Annotated in this window: 13 protein-coding genes and 1 pseudogene; 12 read left to right on the top strand and 2 right to left on the bottom strand. The window is 33.0% G+C overall.

Annotated elements, in window-relative coordinates; all coding sequences use genetic code 11:
* Positions 1-12: 12 nt before the first annotated feature.
* From QZ143_RS03840 to mtaA, 8 genes are all read left to right on the top strand, one after another.
* A complete protein-coding gene (locus QZ143_RS03840; RefSeq protein ID WP_330047707.1) occupies positions 13-1,065 on the top strand; it encodes a 60S ribosomal export protein NMD3 in 1,053 nt (350 codons plus the stop codon).
* 8 nt (positions 1,066-1,073) lie between these two features.
* The gene (locus tag QZ143_RS03835) at positions 1,074-2,036 is read left to right on the top strand and encodes a tyrosine--tRNA ligase (RefSeq protein ID WP_292881399.1); all 963 of its coding nucleotides are present in this window, start codon (positions 1,074-1,076) and stop codon (positions 2,034-2,036) included.
* Positions 2,037-2,246, top strand: coding sequence for a hypothetical protein (locus tag QZ143_RS03830; protein WP_292606305.1), 210 nt, complete (start codon positions 2,037-2,039; stop codon positions 2,244-2,246).
* A gap of 526 nt (positions 2,247-2,772) precedes the next feature.
* The gene (mtrH, locus tag QZ143_RS03825) at positions 2,773-3,711 is read left to right on the top strand and encodes a tetrahydromethanopterin S-methyltransferase subunit H (protein ID WP_292606307.1); all 939 of its coding nucleotides are present in this window, start codon (positions 2,773-2,775) and stop codon (positions 3,709-3,711) included.
* A gap of 457 nt (positions 3,712-4,168) precedes the next feature.
* Positions 4,169-5,554 carry a methanol--corrinoid protein co-methyltransferase MtaB gene (mtaB, locus tag QZ143_RS03820; protein ID WP_292881397.1) on the top strand — a complete coding sequence of 462 codons (1,386 nt, stop codon included), beginning with the start codon at positions 4,169-4,171 and terminating at the stop codon, positions 5,552-5,554.
* Between the two features lie 11 nt (positions 5,555-5,565).
* The gene (gene mtaC, locus QZ143_RS03815) at positions 5,566-6,393 is read left to right on the top strand and encodes a methanol--corrinoid protein MtaC (RefSeq protein WP_292606311.1); all 828 of its coding nucleotides are present in this window, start codon (positions 5,566-5,568) and stop codon (positions 6,391-6,393) included.
* Positions 6,394-6,399: 6 nt separating this feature from the next.
* The gene (locus QZ143_RS03810) at positions 6,400-8,013 is read left to right on the top strand and encodes a methylamine methyltransferase corrinoid protein reductive activase (RefSeq protein ID WP_292881394.1); all 1,614 of its coding nucleotides are present in this window, start codon (positions 6,400-6,402) and stop codon (positions 8,011-8,013) included.
* Positions 8,003-9,010 (top strand): methylcobamide:CoM methyltransferase MtaA, encoded by a 1,008-nt coding sequence (gene mtaA, locus QZ143_RS03805; RefSeq protein WP_292606315.1) that lies wholly within the window; start codon positions 8,003-8,005, stop codon positions 9,008-9,010. The genes QZ143_RS03810 and mtaA overlap by 11 nt, the downstream gene beginning before the upstream one ends.
* Here mtaA and QZ143_RS03800 read toward each other — a convergent pair.
* Together QZ143_RS03800 and tmk are read right to left on the bottom strand one after the other, a co-directional pair.
* Positions 9,000-9,548: a hypothetical protein gene (locus QZ143_RS03800; RefSeq protein WP_292881389.1), complete on the bottom strand. Its 549-nt coding sequence runs from the start codon at positions 9,546-9,548 to the stop codon at positions 9,000-9,002. The genes mtaA and QZ143_RS03800 overlap by 11 nt on opposite strands.
* A gap of 5 nt (positions 9,549-9,553) precedes the next feature.
* Positions 9,554-10,132, bottom strand: coding sequence for a dTMP kinase (tmk, locus tag QZ143_RS03795; RefSeq protein WP_292606318.1), 579 nt, complete (start codon positions 10,130-10,132; stop codon positions 9,554-9,556).
* Between the two features lie 80 nt (positions 10,133-10,212).
* Here tmk and QZ143_RS03790 point away from each other — a divergent pair, with 80 nt between their 5' ends.
* The 4 genes and pseudogenes from QZ143_RS03790 to QZ143_RS03775 form a co-directional block, all read left to right on the top strand.
* Positions 10,213-12,714 (top strand): U32 family peptidase, encoded by a 2,502-nt coding sequence (locus tag QZ143_RS03790; protein WP_292881386.1) that lies wholly within the window; start codon positions 10,213-10,215, stop codon positions 12,712-12,714.
* Positions 12,701-15,130, top strand: coding sequence for a U32 family peptidase (locus QZ143_RS03785; RefSeq protein ID WP_292881384.1), 2,430 nt, complete (start codon positions 12,701-12,703; stop codon positions 15,128-15,130). Before QZ143_RS03790 ends, QZ143_RS03785 begins: the two co-directional genes overlap by 14 nt.
* 80 nt (positions 15,131-15,210) lie before the next feature.
* Positions 15,211-17,136, top strand: a complete 1,926-nt coding sequence (locus QZ143_RS03780) for an endonuclease MutS2 (RefSeq protein WP_292881382.1) — start codon at positions 15,211-15,213, stop codon at positions 17,134-17,136.
* 35 nt (positions 17,137-17,171) lie between these two features.
* A pseudogene (locus QZ143_RS03775) lies at positions 17,172-17,483 on the top strand (AarF/ABC1/UbiB kinase family protein); the annotation flags it as partial.

Below are 17,483 nucleotides of genomic sequence, written 5' to 3'. Positions count from 1 at the left end.
TACTTATTTTTTATCGATATTATGTTTTGTGTAGAGTGCGGAAGTACTGAAAAAAAGATGGTTGGAAACATCTGCATAGACTGTTTTTTAAAAGATTTTCAGATGATAGAAATACCTGAACGCATAGAAGTTCAGATTTGCAGCCATTGTAACAGCAAACTCGAAGAAGGCAAATGGAGTGAAGAAAACATTCCAGAAGAAGAAATCATATACAGGGCACTTGAACGCAATATACAAATAGACGACGAAGTTGAAAACGAAATAATCAACCTTGAAATTGACCAAATGAAAGGTACAATTGCCAGTTGTTATGTGGAAGTTGTTGGAGAAGTTTATGACACCCAAATTGAAGAAACTCATGACACTGAAGTGAAAATATTAAAAACAGTTTGCCCAACTTGCAGTAAATTACAGGCAGGATATTACGAATCTGTTATTCAATTCAGAGCCGACAACAGAGAAATAAAGAATGAAGAGTATTCAAAAGCTGATGAAGTTGTTGAGAGAACTTTAATAAAGCAAAGTAAAAAAGACAAGCTTGCATATTGTCCTCAAATTGCCAAACTAAAAGAAGGATATGATTACTACATTGGTTCATTGAAATCAGGTCGTAAAGTAGCTGAAGCACTAACCGACGAATTTGGAGGAGTTGTAAAAGAATCTCCAAGATTAATCAGCGAAGACAAGTCTACAGGAAAAGGCCTTTATAGAATTTGGATTTCAGTCAGAATTCCTGAAGCTGAAATTGATGATTTTATAGAATATGAAAATAAAATAATCCAAATAACCAGCGTTAGTAAAAATAGCTTTGTCGGAATGAATATCAAAACCAACAAAAAGCATAATATTCCAATGAAAAATATGGAAGACATTAAGCTTGTTAAGAAATCCGAAGAAATTGAAACTGCAACAGTAATTTCAAAATCCCCACAATTTATACAGATTTTAGATCCAATTGATTATTCCACAGTAGATTTGGATATGAAAGAAGAATACAATGAAATCAATGTTGGAGAAGAAGTAAAACTCATCAGAATTAACAATAACATTTATTTATTAAATTAAGTGATAAAATGAATATTGAAGAAAAAATTCAGTTAATCGAAAATGGAACCTTGGAAGTTATAGACACAGAAGAATTGAAAGAAGTTCTAAAAAAAGAACAGCCTATAGCTTATACAGGTTATGAACCTTCAGGAAAAATCCATTTAGGACATGCGGTAACTGTACAAAAGTTAAAACAATTACAAAAATTAGGTTTTAAAATTAAAATCCTTCTTGCGGATTATCATGCATTTTTAAATGGAAAAGGAACTGTTGAAGAAATTGCAGAAACTGCTGAATACAACAAAAAATGTTTCCAGGCATTAGGGCTTGATGAAACAACAGAATATGTTTTAGGTTCATCTTTCCAACTTGAAGGGGATTATACTGATAAAGTTTATCAATTAGCTACAATGACTACTTTGAAAAGAGCTAGAAGAAGTATGGATCAAGTAAGTCGTGCAGATGACAATCCAAAAGTAGCCAGTGTAATTTATCCAATCATGCAAACCGTAGATATGGCTGCATTAGAAGTTGATGTTGCCCTCGGAGGTATGGAACAGAGAAAAATCCAAATGTTGGCACGTGAAAATCTAGAAAAGATAGGTGAAAACGTACCAGTCTGTATCCACACACCATTATTGCATGGTCTTGACGGTGATGCCAAAATGTCTTCAAGTAAAGGAAACTACATTGCGGTGGATGACAGTGTTGAAGAAATCACTAAAAAAATCAAGAAAAGTTTCTGTCCTCAAGGAGAAATTGAAGGAAATCCAATGATTGAAATAGCAGAAACATTTGTGTTCCCTAATCAAGAGAAATTACTTATTAAAAGACCTGAAAAATTCGGTGGAGACATTGAATTAAGCCACGACGAATTAATCAAGGACTTTAGTGAAGGCAATTTACATCCAATGGATTTAAAAAATGGAATTAAAGATTTCTTAATTGAATTCTTTGCTCCGGTAAGAGAATACATGGAGGAGAACTAAATGGCTGAAGAAAAAGAAGAATTTGAAATGGGTATACCGAATGGCGTTGGCGAACAAATGCTTGCACATGCTTTTGAAAAATTCGACATCAAATTGGAACAAACCGAATTTGGACCAAAAATAATCGGAGAATATGATGAACTTGTAAAAACAAGAGAATTTTTAGAAAATGCCATTCGTGAAAGACTAAAAGAATTATCCGGAGAATAGATTTCTCCACTTACTTATTTTTTAAACCATATTTTGCTTTTTACGGATTTTCACATTGTTTTTTTCCAATACCCAAAACCCATATTAATTTTATTCAATTATTTTTTGCATACTAATTTTTTAATGTTTTAAAATATATTTTTTATAAATTTAAACCTTCATTTTAATTAATATAATTTCGTATAGGTTATTTTAAAAATTATTGACTAAATCATCGAATTTAGGAAATAATCATGATTAAATATGGACAATTAATTATTTTTAGATTTTATAATGCAATTTTAAAAATAAAGGTTAAATGAACTTATTATCAAGTATACTTTATATGTAATAAATATTTGTCAAAAATAAGGTACTACAAGATATATTTTAACTATTAAACAGTTAATTAAAACTTTTTAAAAATATTATAAAATTTTCAGATAAGTTTATATATACCTAAATAAATATAATAAGTTAGACTTAACTTGAATTTTTATAAAGTTAAAATGAATAAGTTAAGTCATAATAAACGAGGTTAAATTAAATGTTTAAATTTGATAAAGAACAAGAAGTTTTTGACTTCGCAGGAGTCAAAATGGGTGGTCAGCCTGGAGAATATCCTACTGTATTAGCAGGAACAATATTCTATGGTGGACACAACATTCTTAACGATGAATTAACAGGAGATTTCGATAAAGATAGAGCAGAACAATTAGTAAATGATATGGCATCCATTTCCGACGTAACTGGTAATCCATACATTGTACAAGTTTTCGGACAAACAGTAGAAGCTCTTCCAAAATATATTGAATATATTGGGGAGATTTGTGATGCTCCATTCCTTATAGATTCAACATCCGGTGATGCAAGAGTTGCTGGTGCACAGTACGCTGATGAAACCGGATTAACAGAAAGAGCAATATATAATTCAATCAACATGGCTGCAGACAAATCTGAATTAGATGCACTTGCAGAAACCGACATTTCTGCTTCAATTATCTTAGGATTCAACCCAATGAATGCTACCGTTGAAGGTAAAATGGCAATGTGGGAAGATGGAGATGATGGTGCATACGAAAAAGGTTTACTTGAAGTAGCTGCAGAATGTGGAATTGACAGATTCATGATGGATACCGCAGTTACACCTTTAGGTCAAGGAGCAGGTATCGCTGCGAGAACTTCATTTGCTGAAAAAGCAAAATGGGGATATCCAGTAGGATCAGGAATTCACAATGTACCATCCGCATGGGACTGGTTAAGAGAATACAAAAAAGCAGGAAACAAAACTGCATTCACTGTTTGTGATATTGGTGCAAATATCGTGCAAGTAATGTGTGCAGGAGACTTTGTTCTTTTCGGACCAATCGAAAATGCAAGCATAGCATTTCCAGCAGTAGCTCAAACAGACATGTTCATATCCGAAGCTGCAAAACCTTTAGGAACCGAACCTGTTGATTATCACCCTATGAACAAATTAGTATAATATCATTTGTTAATACATTTTCAAACCTCAATGAAGATTTGTTCAATATTCATTAACAAATCTTAACATAAAATTATAATACCAAATAAGTACTGGAGCAAGCACCTCCAGTACTCTAATTTTTAGTTTTTATTTCCCCCACAAATTTCATTTATTTTTAAAAGAGCAACATTATCAAGTACACTTTATTTTTTAAACATATTTTAAAAAATTTCAAATAGATTTTATATGGGCAATTGTTTTAACGAAAATCAATAAAATCAAATAAAATCCTAAAAAACCTTATAAAAACTATTTTTTAAAATTAATATTATTTTTAACCACTATTTTAAAAAAACAAGGAAAAATAAGAAATATATGACACACCAATATTCTAAAAAAATATCAACCATACTTGAAAAATCAACCCCTTTTATATACTATAAGAAATTACTTTTAATTAACTGTAGGTGATTGTATGAAACGATTTACAAAAATGGAATATGAAAGTCCAGACGACATGGTTTTTGGATTTGCAAAACATCCTGTAAAAACAAAATATGATATGGAAATTGGAGCAGGATATGTAAATCCGATAATAAAAGTAGCCCCTAAAGAAGGAAGTGAAAATTCCATGGAAAGTATGGTTGCAGAATGCAGAAACATAACAATAAGCGCATGCCAAAGAGCTTTAAATATTGGTCTTCCATCATTTATCATTGAACAGGAACACATTGCTCAACAAACTGCAAACCCCGAATGGGCTGGTGCATGTACCCAGGCCCAAGTGGAAGTTTTAGAAAAGTTCCATGATGAATATGGAATTAAGGTAGCCCTTAAAGCAACCCCCGCAGACATAAGGGATGAAGAAAAAGGATCAAACTATAGAACTTCAGAACAATACCAAAATGTGATGGAATCCATCGAACAATGCTGTGAAAATGGTGCATCAATAATATGTATTGAAACCACAGGAGGAAAATCTGTTTCAGATTACGGTATTTCAAGAGGAGATCCAAGAGCAATACTATTTGGTATTGGTGTTTTAGGAAGCATAGATATGGAATTCATGTGGGAAGAGATTGTAAAAATCTGTAACAAGCACAAAGTAATTCCAGGAGGAGACACTAACTGTTCACAATCCAATACTGCAATGTTTTTAGCCGGAGGATTGCTTGACAAAGATTGTTCACATACCTTAGCGGCAATTGCAAGAGGAATTGGTGGAGCAAACAGTTTAGTTGCTGTTGAATGTGGTGCAAAAGGACCTTTAAAAGATTGCGGATATGAAAATCCAATAGTCAAATCCATCAGTGGAGTCCCAATTGCAACAGAAGGTAAAAATGCAGTTTGTGCACACTCAGACCTGATGGGTAACCTGATTGCGGGAATCTGTGATTGCTGGAGTAATGAATCCGTTTACCATAGAGAGGAAATGGGCGGAACAACACCAGAAGTATGGCTCCAAGCAACTGGATTTGAAGCTGCATTAATGAATACAGCAATCCAAACTGGTGAAGATAAAACTTTAAGAGATCTATACACTTTAACTGACAAATACAGAGACCCACAGGCATTAATATTAGCATATGACAATGCATATAGAATAGGTGAAGCAATAGTAGAATACGGAGACGATCCATATCAAAGAAGCATTGCAGCTGCATTGGAAGTTGGAAAAATTATTACTGAAGCAGTTGAAGCTAAAAAGATACAGTTAACAAGATTTGAACAAGACAGCTTAAATAGCGCAATTAGAACATTTAATAAATTGCCAGAGGACTCATCTAAATTTATTAAACGTAGCGTGAGAAGATACGGTCGTAAAGTTGAAGATTTCGACCCTAAAAATTATGAATTATAAGAGGGATTGAAATGAGTTATAAAGATTTGGAAGATAAAATAACACAAGATAAAATAGCTATTCGATACAATGTTGTCGCTGAAGGAGCTGCAATGAAAGCAGAAGACTATCCTGAAGTAAAAGAAATTTTACCAACAGAAGAACCATTCAGAAAAATAGCTTTAGAAATACTATACGAAGATAAGATTAACGCATTGAAAGATGTCAAAAAATCCCTTGAGGAAGGTTATTCCCCAATCGAATTAATCAATAATGCATTAATGAAAGGAATCGATGCAGTGAGCACATTATATACAAAAGGAGTTTATTTCTTGCCTGATTTGATGCTTGCTGGAGATGCAATGATGGAAAGTGTTAAGGAATGTGAAAAGGTTCTTGGTCGCAAAAGTGATACAAAAGGAACTGTAGTATGTTTTGTAGCTGAAGGAGATCCCCACGACATAGGTAAAAACTTAATTTTAATGTTTTTAAGAGCAGGAGGATTTGAAGCTATTGATTTAGGACGTGATGTTGCAGCACAAAGAGTTGTTGAAGCAGTTAAAGAATATGACCCATTATTCATGACCGGTACGGCACTCATGACCACAACAATGACCGCATTCCCTAAAGTTGTCGAAGCGCTTAAGGAAGCAGGTCTTGAAGTTCCGGCTATCGGATGTGGTGGTGGAGCAGTCAGAAAAGATTACGTTGAAACAATGGACATGACAGTTTATGGTGTTGAAGCATACCACACACCAAAATTAGCGGACGCTATACTAACTGACAATAAGAATTGGGAAGATTTAAGAAAAGAATATAGTGATATTGTCGGAGAGTTCGTATCAGAATATGCAAGCTAAGATAATATGGCAGAACATACTGGAATTGCAATAGATATTGGAACAAGTGGTATCAGAGCCCAAAGCTATGATTTGACCACTGAAAAAACAATATCTACAGCAATCACTTTAAGACATCCTTTACCTGGTGCAAATGTAATTGACCATTTGCATTTTGCTATTGATATTGGGCAGAATCAAGCCCATAAATTATTAATTAATGCAATTAATAAAGTCATTAACAGTTTAGATGTTGACAATATTGAAAGATTATCAGTTTGTGGAAATCCAATTCAATTATCCCTTTTCAACAATATTGAAATAAGAGATTTAGCTTATTGGGGAAAAAATGCCCTGAAAAATCAAAACATCACACCCCCTTCCAGAAAATCCAAAAAGATAAAGGCATCTGAAATTGAATTAGATGTTCCTCCAAATACCGACGTTTATATCCCTCCTGCAATTAAGCATGAAATCGGAGCGGACGCACTGGCAATGCTTTATAAATCAGGAGCTCTTGATAAGGATGAGGATTCATTGATAATTGATTTTGGAACAAATGCCGAAATGGCATTGATTGTAGAAGGAGAAATTTACACCGCTTCAGCAGCTGCAGGACCTGCAATTGAAGGTCAGACAATTGAAAAAGGAAGATTGGCTTCCCCAAATACAATTTGTGATATTGCAAAGGAAGGCAATAATTGGAGAATGAAAATCCTTGATGATGATTTGCTTGTTCAAAATGGAGATTTGATAAATCCACTCAATGGAGATTCCATTGAAAAAAGTGACATGACCGCTTGTGGAATAACAGGAACCGGTGTAATTGCAGCATTCTGCCTTGGAATAGAAGATGGAATCATTGAAAACGGGAAAATCAAAGAAAAAATCTACCTTCAGGACGACATTTATTTAACTGAAAACGATATAAACAATATAGGGAAAGCCTTGGGCGCTTTCAGAGCTGCTGAATTGACTTTAGCTGAAAGTTCGGATATTTATTTGGATGAAATTGATTCAGTTTATATGGCTGGAGCATCAGGATTTTATGTTGATGCATTGAAGTCTATGAAAATAGGTCAGATTCCACCATCTTCAACAGAAGTATTCCAAATTGGAAATACTTCCCTTGCAATGGCTAAAGACATTGTTTTGAATCCGCAACTTCTTGATGAACTGCAACAGATAGCTGACGATATTGAAAACAATCATATAATGCTTGCCACTTCAGAAATTTTTGAAAAGATATATTCACTGGAATTGGCGATTTATGAAGAGGGATTGCCCTTTGAAAAGTATGAAGAATGGCTTTCAAAATATGGATATCAGGAAATGCCTCCCCTTGAAGAAAACCCACAAATTCATAAATTATTTGAAAAGGACATATCCGATGCTGGAGATAAACCCATTAAAAGCATTGACATTTCTAATACCATGAAAACAACATTTGATGATTGCATTTCATGCATGGAATGTGTGAATAATTGTCCGGAAAATGCATTATCCTTAAAGAAAAATGAATTCAGTTTAAGAAGCGATTTGTGTTCAGGACTTGGATGCTTAAGATGTGTCAGAAACTGCAAACAGAATGTATTTAAATACAATCAATTTTACAAAAAAAGTGATAAAAATGAATTATAAAGAAAACCTTAAAAACGCACTTACAGGACAAACAGTTGAAAGAAAACCATTTGTAAGTGTAACTCAACTTGGAACAATAGATGCAATGAACCATTATGGACTAAAATGGCCAGATGCACACAAAGATGCCAATCAAATGGCGACACTTGCAAGCTCTTTATATGAACTTGCAGGACTTGAATGTGCAAGATTACCATTCTGCCTAACTGTAGAAGCAGAAGCATTGGGATGTGATGTTAATCTCGGAAGTAACGAAAGGGTTCCAGAGGTTGAAATCTCACCATTTGAATATGCTGATGATATTGAAGCTACAGATGATTTTACAAAAAGAGGAAGAATACCTGTTGTTTTAGAAGCAATTGATATCTTAAAAGAAAAATATGAAGAATTACCAATAATTGTTGGAATTACCGGCCCATTCACATTAACAGGACATCTGCTTGGAATTGAAAATCTTGTAAGATATATGAAAACAGACATCGAAGAAGTGGAAATAGCAGTTGAAAACTGTGTTGATGTGAGCATGGACTACATTGAAGAAATCCAAAATCACGGAGCAGATGTAATATGTGTTAACGAACCAACTGCATCTCCAGAATTAATAGCACCTGATGATTTTAAATCATTGATTAAACCTAATCTTGAAGATCTGGCAGACTACATTGAAGTATTGAAAGTATTGCACATCTGCGGATCCACACAGCCAATTATTAAAGATATGGCAACCTGTGGATTTGATGGAATCAGTGTTGAAGAGGCCGTTGACATTCCTCAAGCACAAAAAGAAATAATCGAAGACAATTGTGTTATCCTAGGAAATATTTCAACTTCAAAAACATTGCTCAGCGGCAATTCAGATGAAGTTAAAGGAGATGTCAAAAAAGCGATTGATGATGGAATCGACATTCTGGCTCCAAGTTGCGGGATTGCTCCAAATACCCCATTAGATAACATTAAAGCTGCAATCAGCGAACGAAATGAATATTTTAATCTTTAATATTGAATGAAACAAATATTGTTGCAATGGAAGAATCTTGGCCAAAGCCATATTCTTCTTTTAAATATTCATCGCTTGGCGTTGACGGAGATGATGAGATAACCTCAGACACATTACTGAAATTATCCAATTCAGGAAAAGGCACAGCAGGCAAAATAAAGTACTCATTGCCCTTTTCCAAATTATGATTATGCAGAACATCCTTGAATATTATGAAATCATCACTTAAGAACTGAACGTCCTCATCATCCATATATTCTTCTTTTTGGGAATCGGTAAAAATATCATGACCCAAAACTTCCCCATCAAACATCAAAAGTAATGTTGGTGTTGGTGGCGGTCTGAAAAATCCTTTTTTAAAAATAACCAATGAAACATCCCTTTTAAAGCATTCCTGAATACCTTTATTGAAAAGAGGAATCAATTCTTCCTTACGTTGGGATTCAAAATCAATGACTTTTAAAATATTTTCAGGAGTTAATCTTTCGACACGAATAACCCCATCCAAATTCGACAATAATTCAATAATTTCCTGCATGACAATTACCTTATGCAATCCGGGCAAATTCCCAGATATGGTGCTACAGCTTTCTTAATATCTGAAGACACTTTATTTACACCATTATTAGCATCAATTATCTCACATGTATAATTTTCAGCCAATTTTAAATAGTTTCCTTTAACACCAGTCAAAAAAGTTTCATTTTCAAAAGTATCCTTACCAGAGGTTCTTGCAACTGATTTGGCAACATCCAAATCCAACAATAACAACAAATCAGGTTTTTTAGCATATTTGTTAAGAACTTCAATCCAATCGGCAGGTTCCTGATATGCCAGTGAAGATATGAAAGACCTGTCTGAAATGAATATTTTAGATTTGTCTTCCAGTTTATCCATTATCAACATTCTGTCAGCTGCAAAAAGCAAACCCAAAGTTTTTTGGACATGGTCAGTAGTTGCATCAGGGCGTTGCAAAATTCTTCGAATCAATTTTCCTACTTCAGAATCAGTTGGTTCAACCAATGTCTCCACCCTAAATCCATTAGCCTCAAGCCATTCTTTCAACATTCCAATTTGAGTTGATTTTCCAGCACCATCTATTCCTTCAAAAACTATATACATAAAATAGAATATGTTTTAATTTAATATATAATTAATTCCAAAGATATTAATGATAAATTATAGCAAGGTGTATTTATAAAATGGTTTTAGAAGAATTATTAGCTCCAGCAGGTTCACCAGAAGTGCTGACAATCGCAATCAATGCAGGTGCTGATGCAGTTTATATCGCTGGACAGAATTATGGTGCTAGAGCATATGCTAAAAACTTTACAATGGAAGAAATTGAAAAGGCAGTTGAATATGCTCACTTAAACGGCAGCAAAATACATGTTACCGTCAACACATTAGTTAACAATTTTGAAATTGTGGACGTATTGCAATACTTATTTAAATTATATAAAATTGGAGTTGACGCTGTAATTGTACAGGATTTTGGATTAATTTGGCTTTTAAAGACTTTTATTCCAGATTTGGAAGTTCACGCATCAACACAAATGGGTTTGAACAACTATTCATCAATCAAATGGGCTGGCAAAAACAATATAAAAAGAGTAGTTCTTCCAAGAGAAGTGACACTAAGCCAAATCAAGCAAATAAACGCACAACTTGAAAAAGACAACATTGACATGGATATTGAAGTATTTGGCCATGGTGCACTTTGTTACTGTGTTAGCGGCAAATGTTACATGTCATCATACAATAGTGGAAGAAGCGGTAACAGAGGAGCCTGTGCACAACCATGCAGACGAGAATATCGTTTAAAATACAGAGGATACAATATTGGGAATGGATACCTCCTATCAACACATGACCTTGCTACATATGATAATTTAGAAGCCATTTCCAATGCAGGAGTCAAATCCCTTAAATTAGAAGGAAGAATGAAATCAGGAGACTATATTGGAACCATCGTAAACAGTTACAGGAACCTAATAGATGGAAACCCAGGAGATTACAAAAAAGATTTACATCTTGTTTTTAACAGACATTTTACTAACGGATATATGCTTGGGGACAATCCCGGAGAAGTGATGGGCAGAAGCCACTCCGGCCATGAAGGATTATACATCGGAGACATCACCAACATCGAAGATACAAAAGTTACAATTGAAATCAAAAACAAAGAAATTCCAGTAATTTTAGAACCTGGAGACGGAATAGCTTTCAAATACAATGGCAAAATCAAAGGAATCTATTTGGAAAACATCATAAAGCAAGATGAAAATGAGATTATCATAGACACAACAAGGCTCGTTAAGGTTGGAACAGAAGTGTTCATAAGCTATTCCAAATCAACTCACGAATACTTGAAACAATTTGAAAAGGAAACCATAAGAAATAATGTGGGAATTGACCTATCATTAACATGGGATGAAAACTTGAATTTGTTTACCAAAGTGGAATTTTACATTGACGATGAACTGATTAATTTTAGACATAAGACCTTGGATAAATTTGAAAAAGCTAAAAATAAACCGTTGACTGAAGAAACAATTGAAAAACAACTTAAAAAAACCGGCGGAACACCATTTTACATTGAAAATATTAGATTCAACAATATGCCGAAAGACATTTTCATACCAATTCGTGAAATTAACCAGATTAGGCGTGAAATCCTGGACACTGCAACTGATTTGCTGTTGAAACATTATACCCCAACTAAAAAATCAGTTAAGGCAGTCCGCAAAAACTTAACAAAATTCATTGACGATTATGATGCAGACCCTGGAAAAATCAAAAATAAACATCCAAAGCTATCAATATTTATTGATGATATTGCACAAATTAAAGCTGCATCAGGATTTGATTTGAAAAAAATCTATTTTGATGGAAATTGCCACTACAACAACCCTGAAGACTATTTCAAAAACATTAAAGAAACATTGAAAAAGGGAAGTTTAATGGCTGCCCCAACCGAATTCGTTTGGGTTTTATCATCATTCATATCCGAAGAAGATGCAGTTAGATGCAGGGAAATTGTTAAAGAACTTGAAAATGAGGGAATCATTATTTCAGTCATGGGAGATTTCCCTGGAATGGATGAAATATTTGACTGCAGGATATATGGAAATCATAATCTGAATGTTTGGAACAGTTTTTGTGTTCACAATTTAAATGCTGCAGGATTTAAATCATTGATATTGTCTTCAGAACTTTCAGGCCGTGAAATTAAGGAGATATCCCTCAAAAATCATGACAGAAATATTGATCTTGAAATGATTGTTAACGGAAATCTGGAAGTTATTGTAAGTAAAGACGATTTTACCAATTTAAATGATGGAAAAGACTTTATTATTTCAAACGATGCAGATTATGCAACTTTGGAAGATAAAAAAAGAAAAAAATTCAAATATAAAATATTTTTCGACTATAATCGCCAAAGCCACATAATAAATAAGGATTGCCTGTGTTTAATTGAAGAAATGAATGAAATTAAAGAGTTTGGTCTTGATTCATTAATTTTGGACTGCAGATATTCGAATGAAAAATACACTACACAAATTTTATCAATTTACAATGAAAGTCTTAAAAATAAAGAGCAGGATGAGCTGACCGAATACAAATATCAGATTATGGATTTCTCACAGTCATACATTAACAAAGGAAATTTTATTGAAGGTAGATTACATGAGAATTCCTGAATTGCTTGCTCCCGTAGGATCCATGGAACATTTGAAAGTAGCCATAAATGCAGGGGCCAGTTCAGTATATCTGTCTGGAAAAGACTATGGTGCCCGCAAGTTTGCCCAAAACTTTACATTAGATGAAATAAACGAAGCAGTAAACACAGCACACTTGCACAATGTCAAGGTTTATGTTACTGTCAATACATTAATCAAACAAGACGAACTTGAGGACGTCATTAATTATTTGGCCAAGCTATATTCGATTGGAGTGGATGCCGTTTTAATTCAAGATTTGGGACTGGTCGAGCTTATCAACAGACATCTGCCCAATTTGAAAATTCATGCTTCAACACAAATGACATGTGAAAATCAATTGAAATTGGATTATCTTGAAAGCAAAGGGATTAAAAGAGTAGTTCTTCCAAGAGAAATGAGAAAAGATGAAATAGAAAATCTTAAAACAAACATGGAACTTGAAATATTTGCACATGGCGCATTATGCTATTCCTACTCTGGCCAATGCCTAATGAGCAGCTTTAAAGGAGGTCGAAGCGGCAACAGAGGAACATGTGCCCAACCATGCCGTCAAAAATACAAAGTTTCAGGCATCAAAAAAGAAGATTATTATCTCTCCCCATGTGATTTGAGCTTATTTGACAAATTAAAAGAAATTGCCGAGTTAAATATATCTTGCATCAAGATTGAAGGGAGAATGCGAAACAAGGAATATTTAGCCATTGTAATAAGCAATTACAGAAAGGCACTGAATAAGTTAAGAAGCGGAAAAGAAACCAAAAGTGAAGAAATAAACCTCGTATTCAATAGAGGATTTGTTGAAGGACAATTCAACAACGATTCCAAAAGAAGTTTAAGATCAGGACATATCGGGCTGAAAATAGGGCATGTTATTGACTCCCACAAAAATCAGATTGCAATAAAAATTGACGATGAAACTAAAAGCATTCCTCAAAAAGGAGATGGTCTATTACTTATTAAAAACAATAAGGACTATGGATTTGAAATTTCACAAAATCCTCTTATAACCACCTTAAATCATTTCAGAAAGGGAAAAAATAAGCAGATTAAGGATTTGACCCGTAAAGATAAAGTCATGATTGTTAAAAAAGTATGGCAGAATAAAAAAAGCAATTTCAATTTGAATGAATCAACTGTATTTCTTACAAAGAAACATGATTTAATTAAAAAAGCCCATGAAATTGAAAATAAGGGAAACAGTTATGTCAAATCCAAATTGACATTAACATTCTCAATTAAAAATAAATTTCCCAAACTCAAAGGCAGATTAACTCTTGCAAACAAAAAGGAGATAGAATGTGAAGTGATAGGGAACACACCATTTGAAAAACCTCTTAAAAAAAGTGTTTCACAGGATACCGTTAAAAAGCAATTATCCAAAGTTGACAATTATCCTTACCAAATCATTCAAATCAATGTAAACTATGATGGAACATTATTCATACCAATAAGTAAAATCAATGAGCTTAGAAGAGACTTATTTAAAAATATTGAATATGAAATAACAAAATCATATTCTCATGACCTAAAACACATTACTTTAAAATCAAATGAAAGCGAAATACGAGAAACTGATGCAAACATTTCATTTTATACAAACAATCTAAAGCATTTGAAAAATATTGAAGGTGTTAAAAGAGTATATTTGGAGATTCCTCCAGAAATTGATACTCTCGACATCAACAATGATGAAAATTATAACCTTAATTACATGATTAACTTTTTAAAGGAAGCCTTTGAAATTTCACACTCAAAAGATTACGAACTGATTTGGAAATGGCCAGACATTACCCACGATAAATTAATCAAAGCATTGAATAAGGTAAAAGGAATACTGAATAAAATGCACTACAACATTCCCATAATGAGCAATAGCTTTAAGGGAGATTACGGACCATATTCTATGAACATCACCAATACTGAGACAATAGACAGTCTTGAAAACTACAAGATACTGACAGTATCCCCCGAACTGAGCAAAATAGATTATGAAAACATAATAAAATATTGCAAAAATCCAAATAAATTAGAGCTGATTGTTCAGGGGTCTGTTGAACTTATGAAAACACGTTATCCTCTTTTATATGGAAAGGAATTCAAACAGGTAAAAAACAATTCTAAATTTTTCTTAATTGACAAAAACAACAATAAATACCCAATTCATAAAAGCATTTCTTCACAGGAGTTGATTTTATTTAATTTTGAAGACATTTCATTATTATCTCAAATCAATCATTTAAAAGAGATAGGCTATTCCAATTTTGCAATAGATGGCCGATTTAGAGATGACAACTATTATGAAATCGTTGATATTTATAAAAATGCTCTTGAAGGAAAATTGGATAAAAACAGCCTATTAAAATATTCCACAAAAAATACATTGGGAAATTACTAACATTACTTTTCAGATGCTCTCGGCAATATTGAATATTATATTAAAAAACATATAATACTTTAAAAAAAGGGTTTGGTAACATGAAAGGAGAAAGAATTACATTGCAAAACATAAAAGGAATTGGAGATAAAATCTCTGAAAAAATCATAAATGGCGTTGGAGGCGAAGAAGAACTCCAAAAAATTGTTGAAAATGTCGATGTGGAAAAAATATCAAACATTGATGGAATAAGTCAAAGAAAAGCAATTGAAATAATGAACCAATTGTTAGGAAACCCTAGCTATGAATTTATAAAAAGCGACAGAGCCATGGAAATTTATGAAGACATCATAAACAAAATTTTATCATATTCCAACACCAACTATTCCAAAAACAGAATATTATTGCTTTCCCCTTCAAAAAACATTGACAAGATAAATTCAAGCCTTGATTTTATAATGTCTGCAAAAGAACATGTATCCCAACTCCCAATCATAAAATTAAGAGGTTTGATGAAAAATCTGAAAGAAGTTGAGGAAGCCAAACCAGATTACGACCCAAGCAAAGCAATACTCGTGGAAAGCGAAGAGGATAATTCATACCTAACTGATTTGGGACTTAACAAATATTACCCAATTATCACAGCCAACGATTCACCACTTCTTCAGGAAGAAATTATGAATTATGACTTGGTATTTTATGTTTATTCACAGGGAATTCTTGATTTTGAAGGAATGCCCAACCTTGTAATGATCAATATCGAAGAAGAAGATTATGAAATTGTTCCAGAAAAAATCATCAACTTTTTTATACAAAACCAAGAATTATTTTCAAGAGTTCATGAAATTCAAAAGATTAGAAATAAAGAAAGTGTTCTTGGAGAAATTATCCCAATAATAAATGAGTTAAACATAATAGACAAGAGAGAAGTAGATATTGAAAAACTTGTCAATTCACTAAAGGAAGATATGGATGATGAATTAGAAAAATCAATCAAACAGGTTGACCTTGAAGGAGATGAAATTCTCAACTTATTAAATAATAACTTCCCCCCAAAAATTAGCAAAATATTTGACGATATTATAAATAAAAGGAAAGAAATTATTCGCCAGGAAACTGGAATAAGCTTTGATCCATTTTTAAGGACATACCCCATTGAAATTGATGAAAGCGAAATTCAACGCGTGACCCTAGAACAGTCATCAAAAAAGGAAAATGATATTTTTGACATTAAAAAAAGTGCTGCAATCGAATTGAATTCAATAAAAGACAAAGCGATAAAAGAAGTCGAAGATGCAATCAAATTTGATTATGAATTTAGTTTAGGAAGTTTTGCATATGAATATGACTTATGCAGACCAGAATTTTGTGATGAAATTAAATTAAAAGGAGCATTACACTTGGAATTGGCTCTTAAAAAAGACAAGGATTATATTCAAAAAGTGGACTATCAACTAACCCGCAACGAAAATATTGCTCTTTTAACAGGAGCAAATAGTGGTGGTAAAACCACTCTTCTTGAAACATTAACACAAATCTCCATTATGGCCCAAATGGGACTTCCCGTAAGTGCTGACAAAGCAGAGATAAAAATTGTTGATGAAATTTATCACTTCTCTAAAAAACGGTCACTGGATGCAGGTGCATTCGAATCATTTTTAAATGTATTCATACCAATCGTTACAACCAAAAGTGAGAAATTAGTATTATTAGACGAACTTGAAGGGATAACCGAACTTGATGCTGCCGTTAAGATAATATCCACATTCATAGACATGATAAAAGAATCCAATTCCTATGGAGTTATTGTAACTCATATGGCAAGGGAAATAATGAACTACACAGACATCAGAGTTGACGGTATTGAAGCAAAAGGATTGGATGAAAATTATAATCTGATAGTCGATAGGACTCCAAAAATGAATTTCCTTGCAAAAAGTACTCCTGAATTAATTTTAAAAAGAATTTATGAAAAATCAGATGATGAGTTAAAGGCAGTATATGCAAGAATCCTAGAAAAATTCTAAATAAATATATTATACATGTAACATATCTATAATCAATGAAAGTTAGAACCAATACTGCAAATGATAATATCAAAAGACTAAATGAAATTTATAAAGTATTGAAAAAGAATGATTTTGGATATTTAATAGAAGAAAATACTTTTTTTAAAAAATTTCCCTTCTTAAGAAATCGTAAACTTTCAAAAGAAGAAGAACTTGGTGATTCCCCTGACGAATCAATTCCTATAAGAATGAGAAAAGTACTAGAGGAATTGGGTCCAGCATATATTAAATTAGGTCAAATGTTAAGTACCAGACCAGACCTTGTTGGAGTGGAAATTGCTGAAGAGCTTCAAAAACTTAGAGAT

Source organism: Methanobrevibacter sp. UBA188 (genome assembly GCF_905234905.1).
Lineage (GTDB): Archaea > Methanobacteriota > Methanobacteria > Methanobacteriales > Methanobacteriaceae > Methanocatella.
This window is presented reverse-complemented; position numbering and strand designations above follow the sequence as displayed.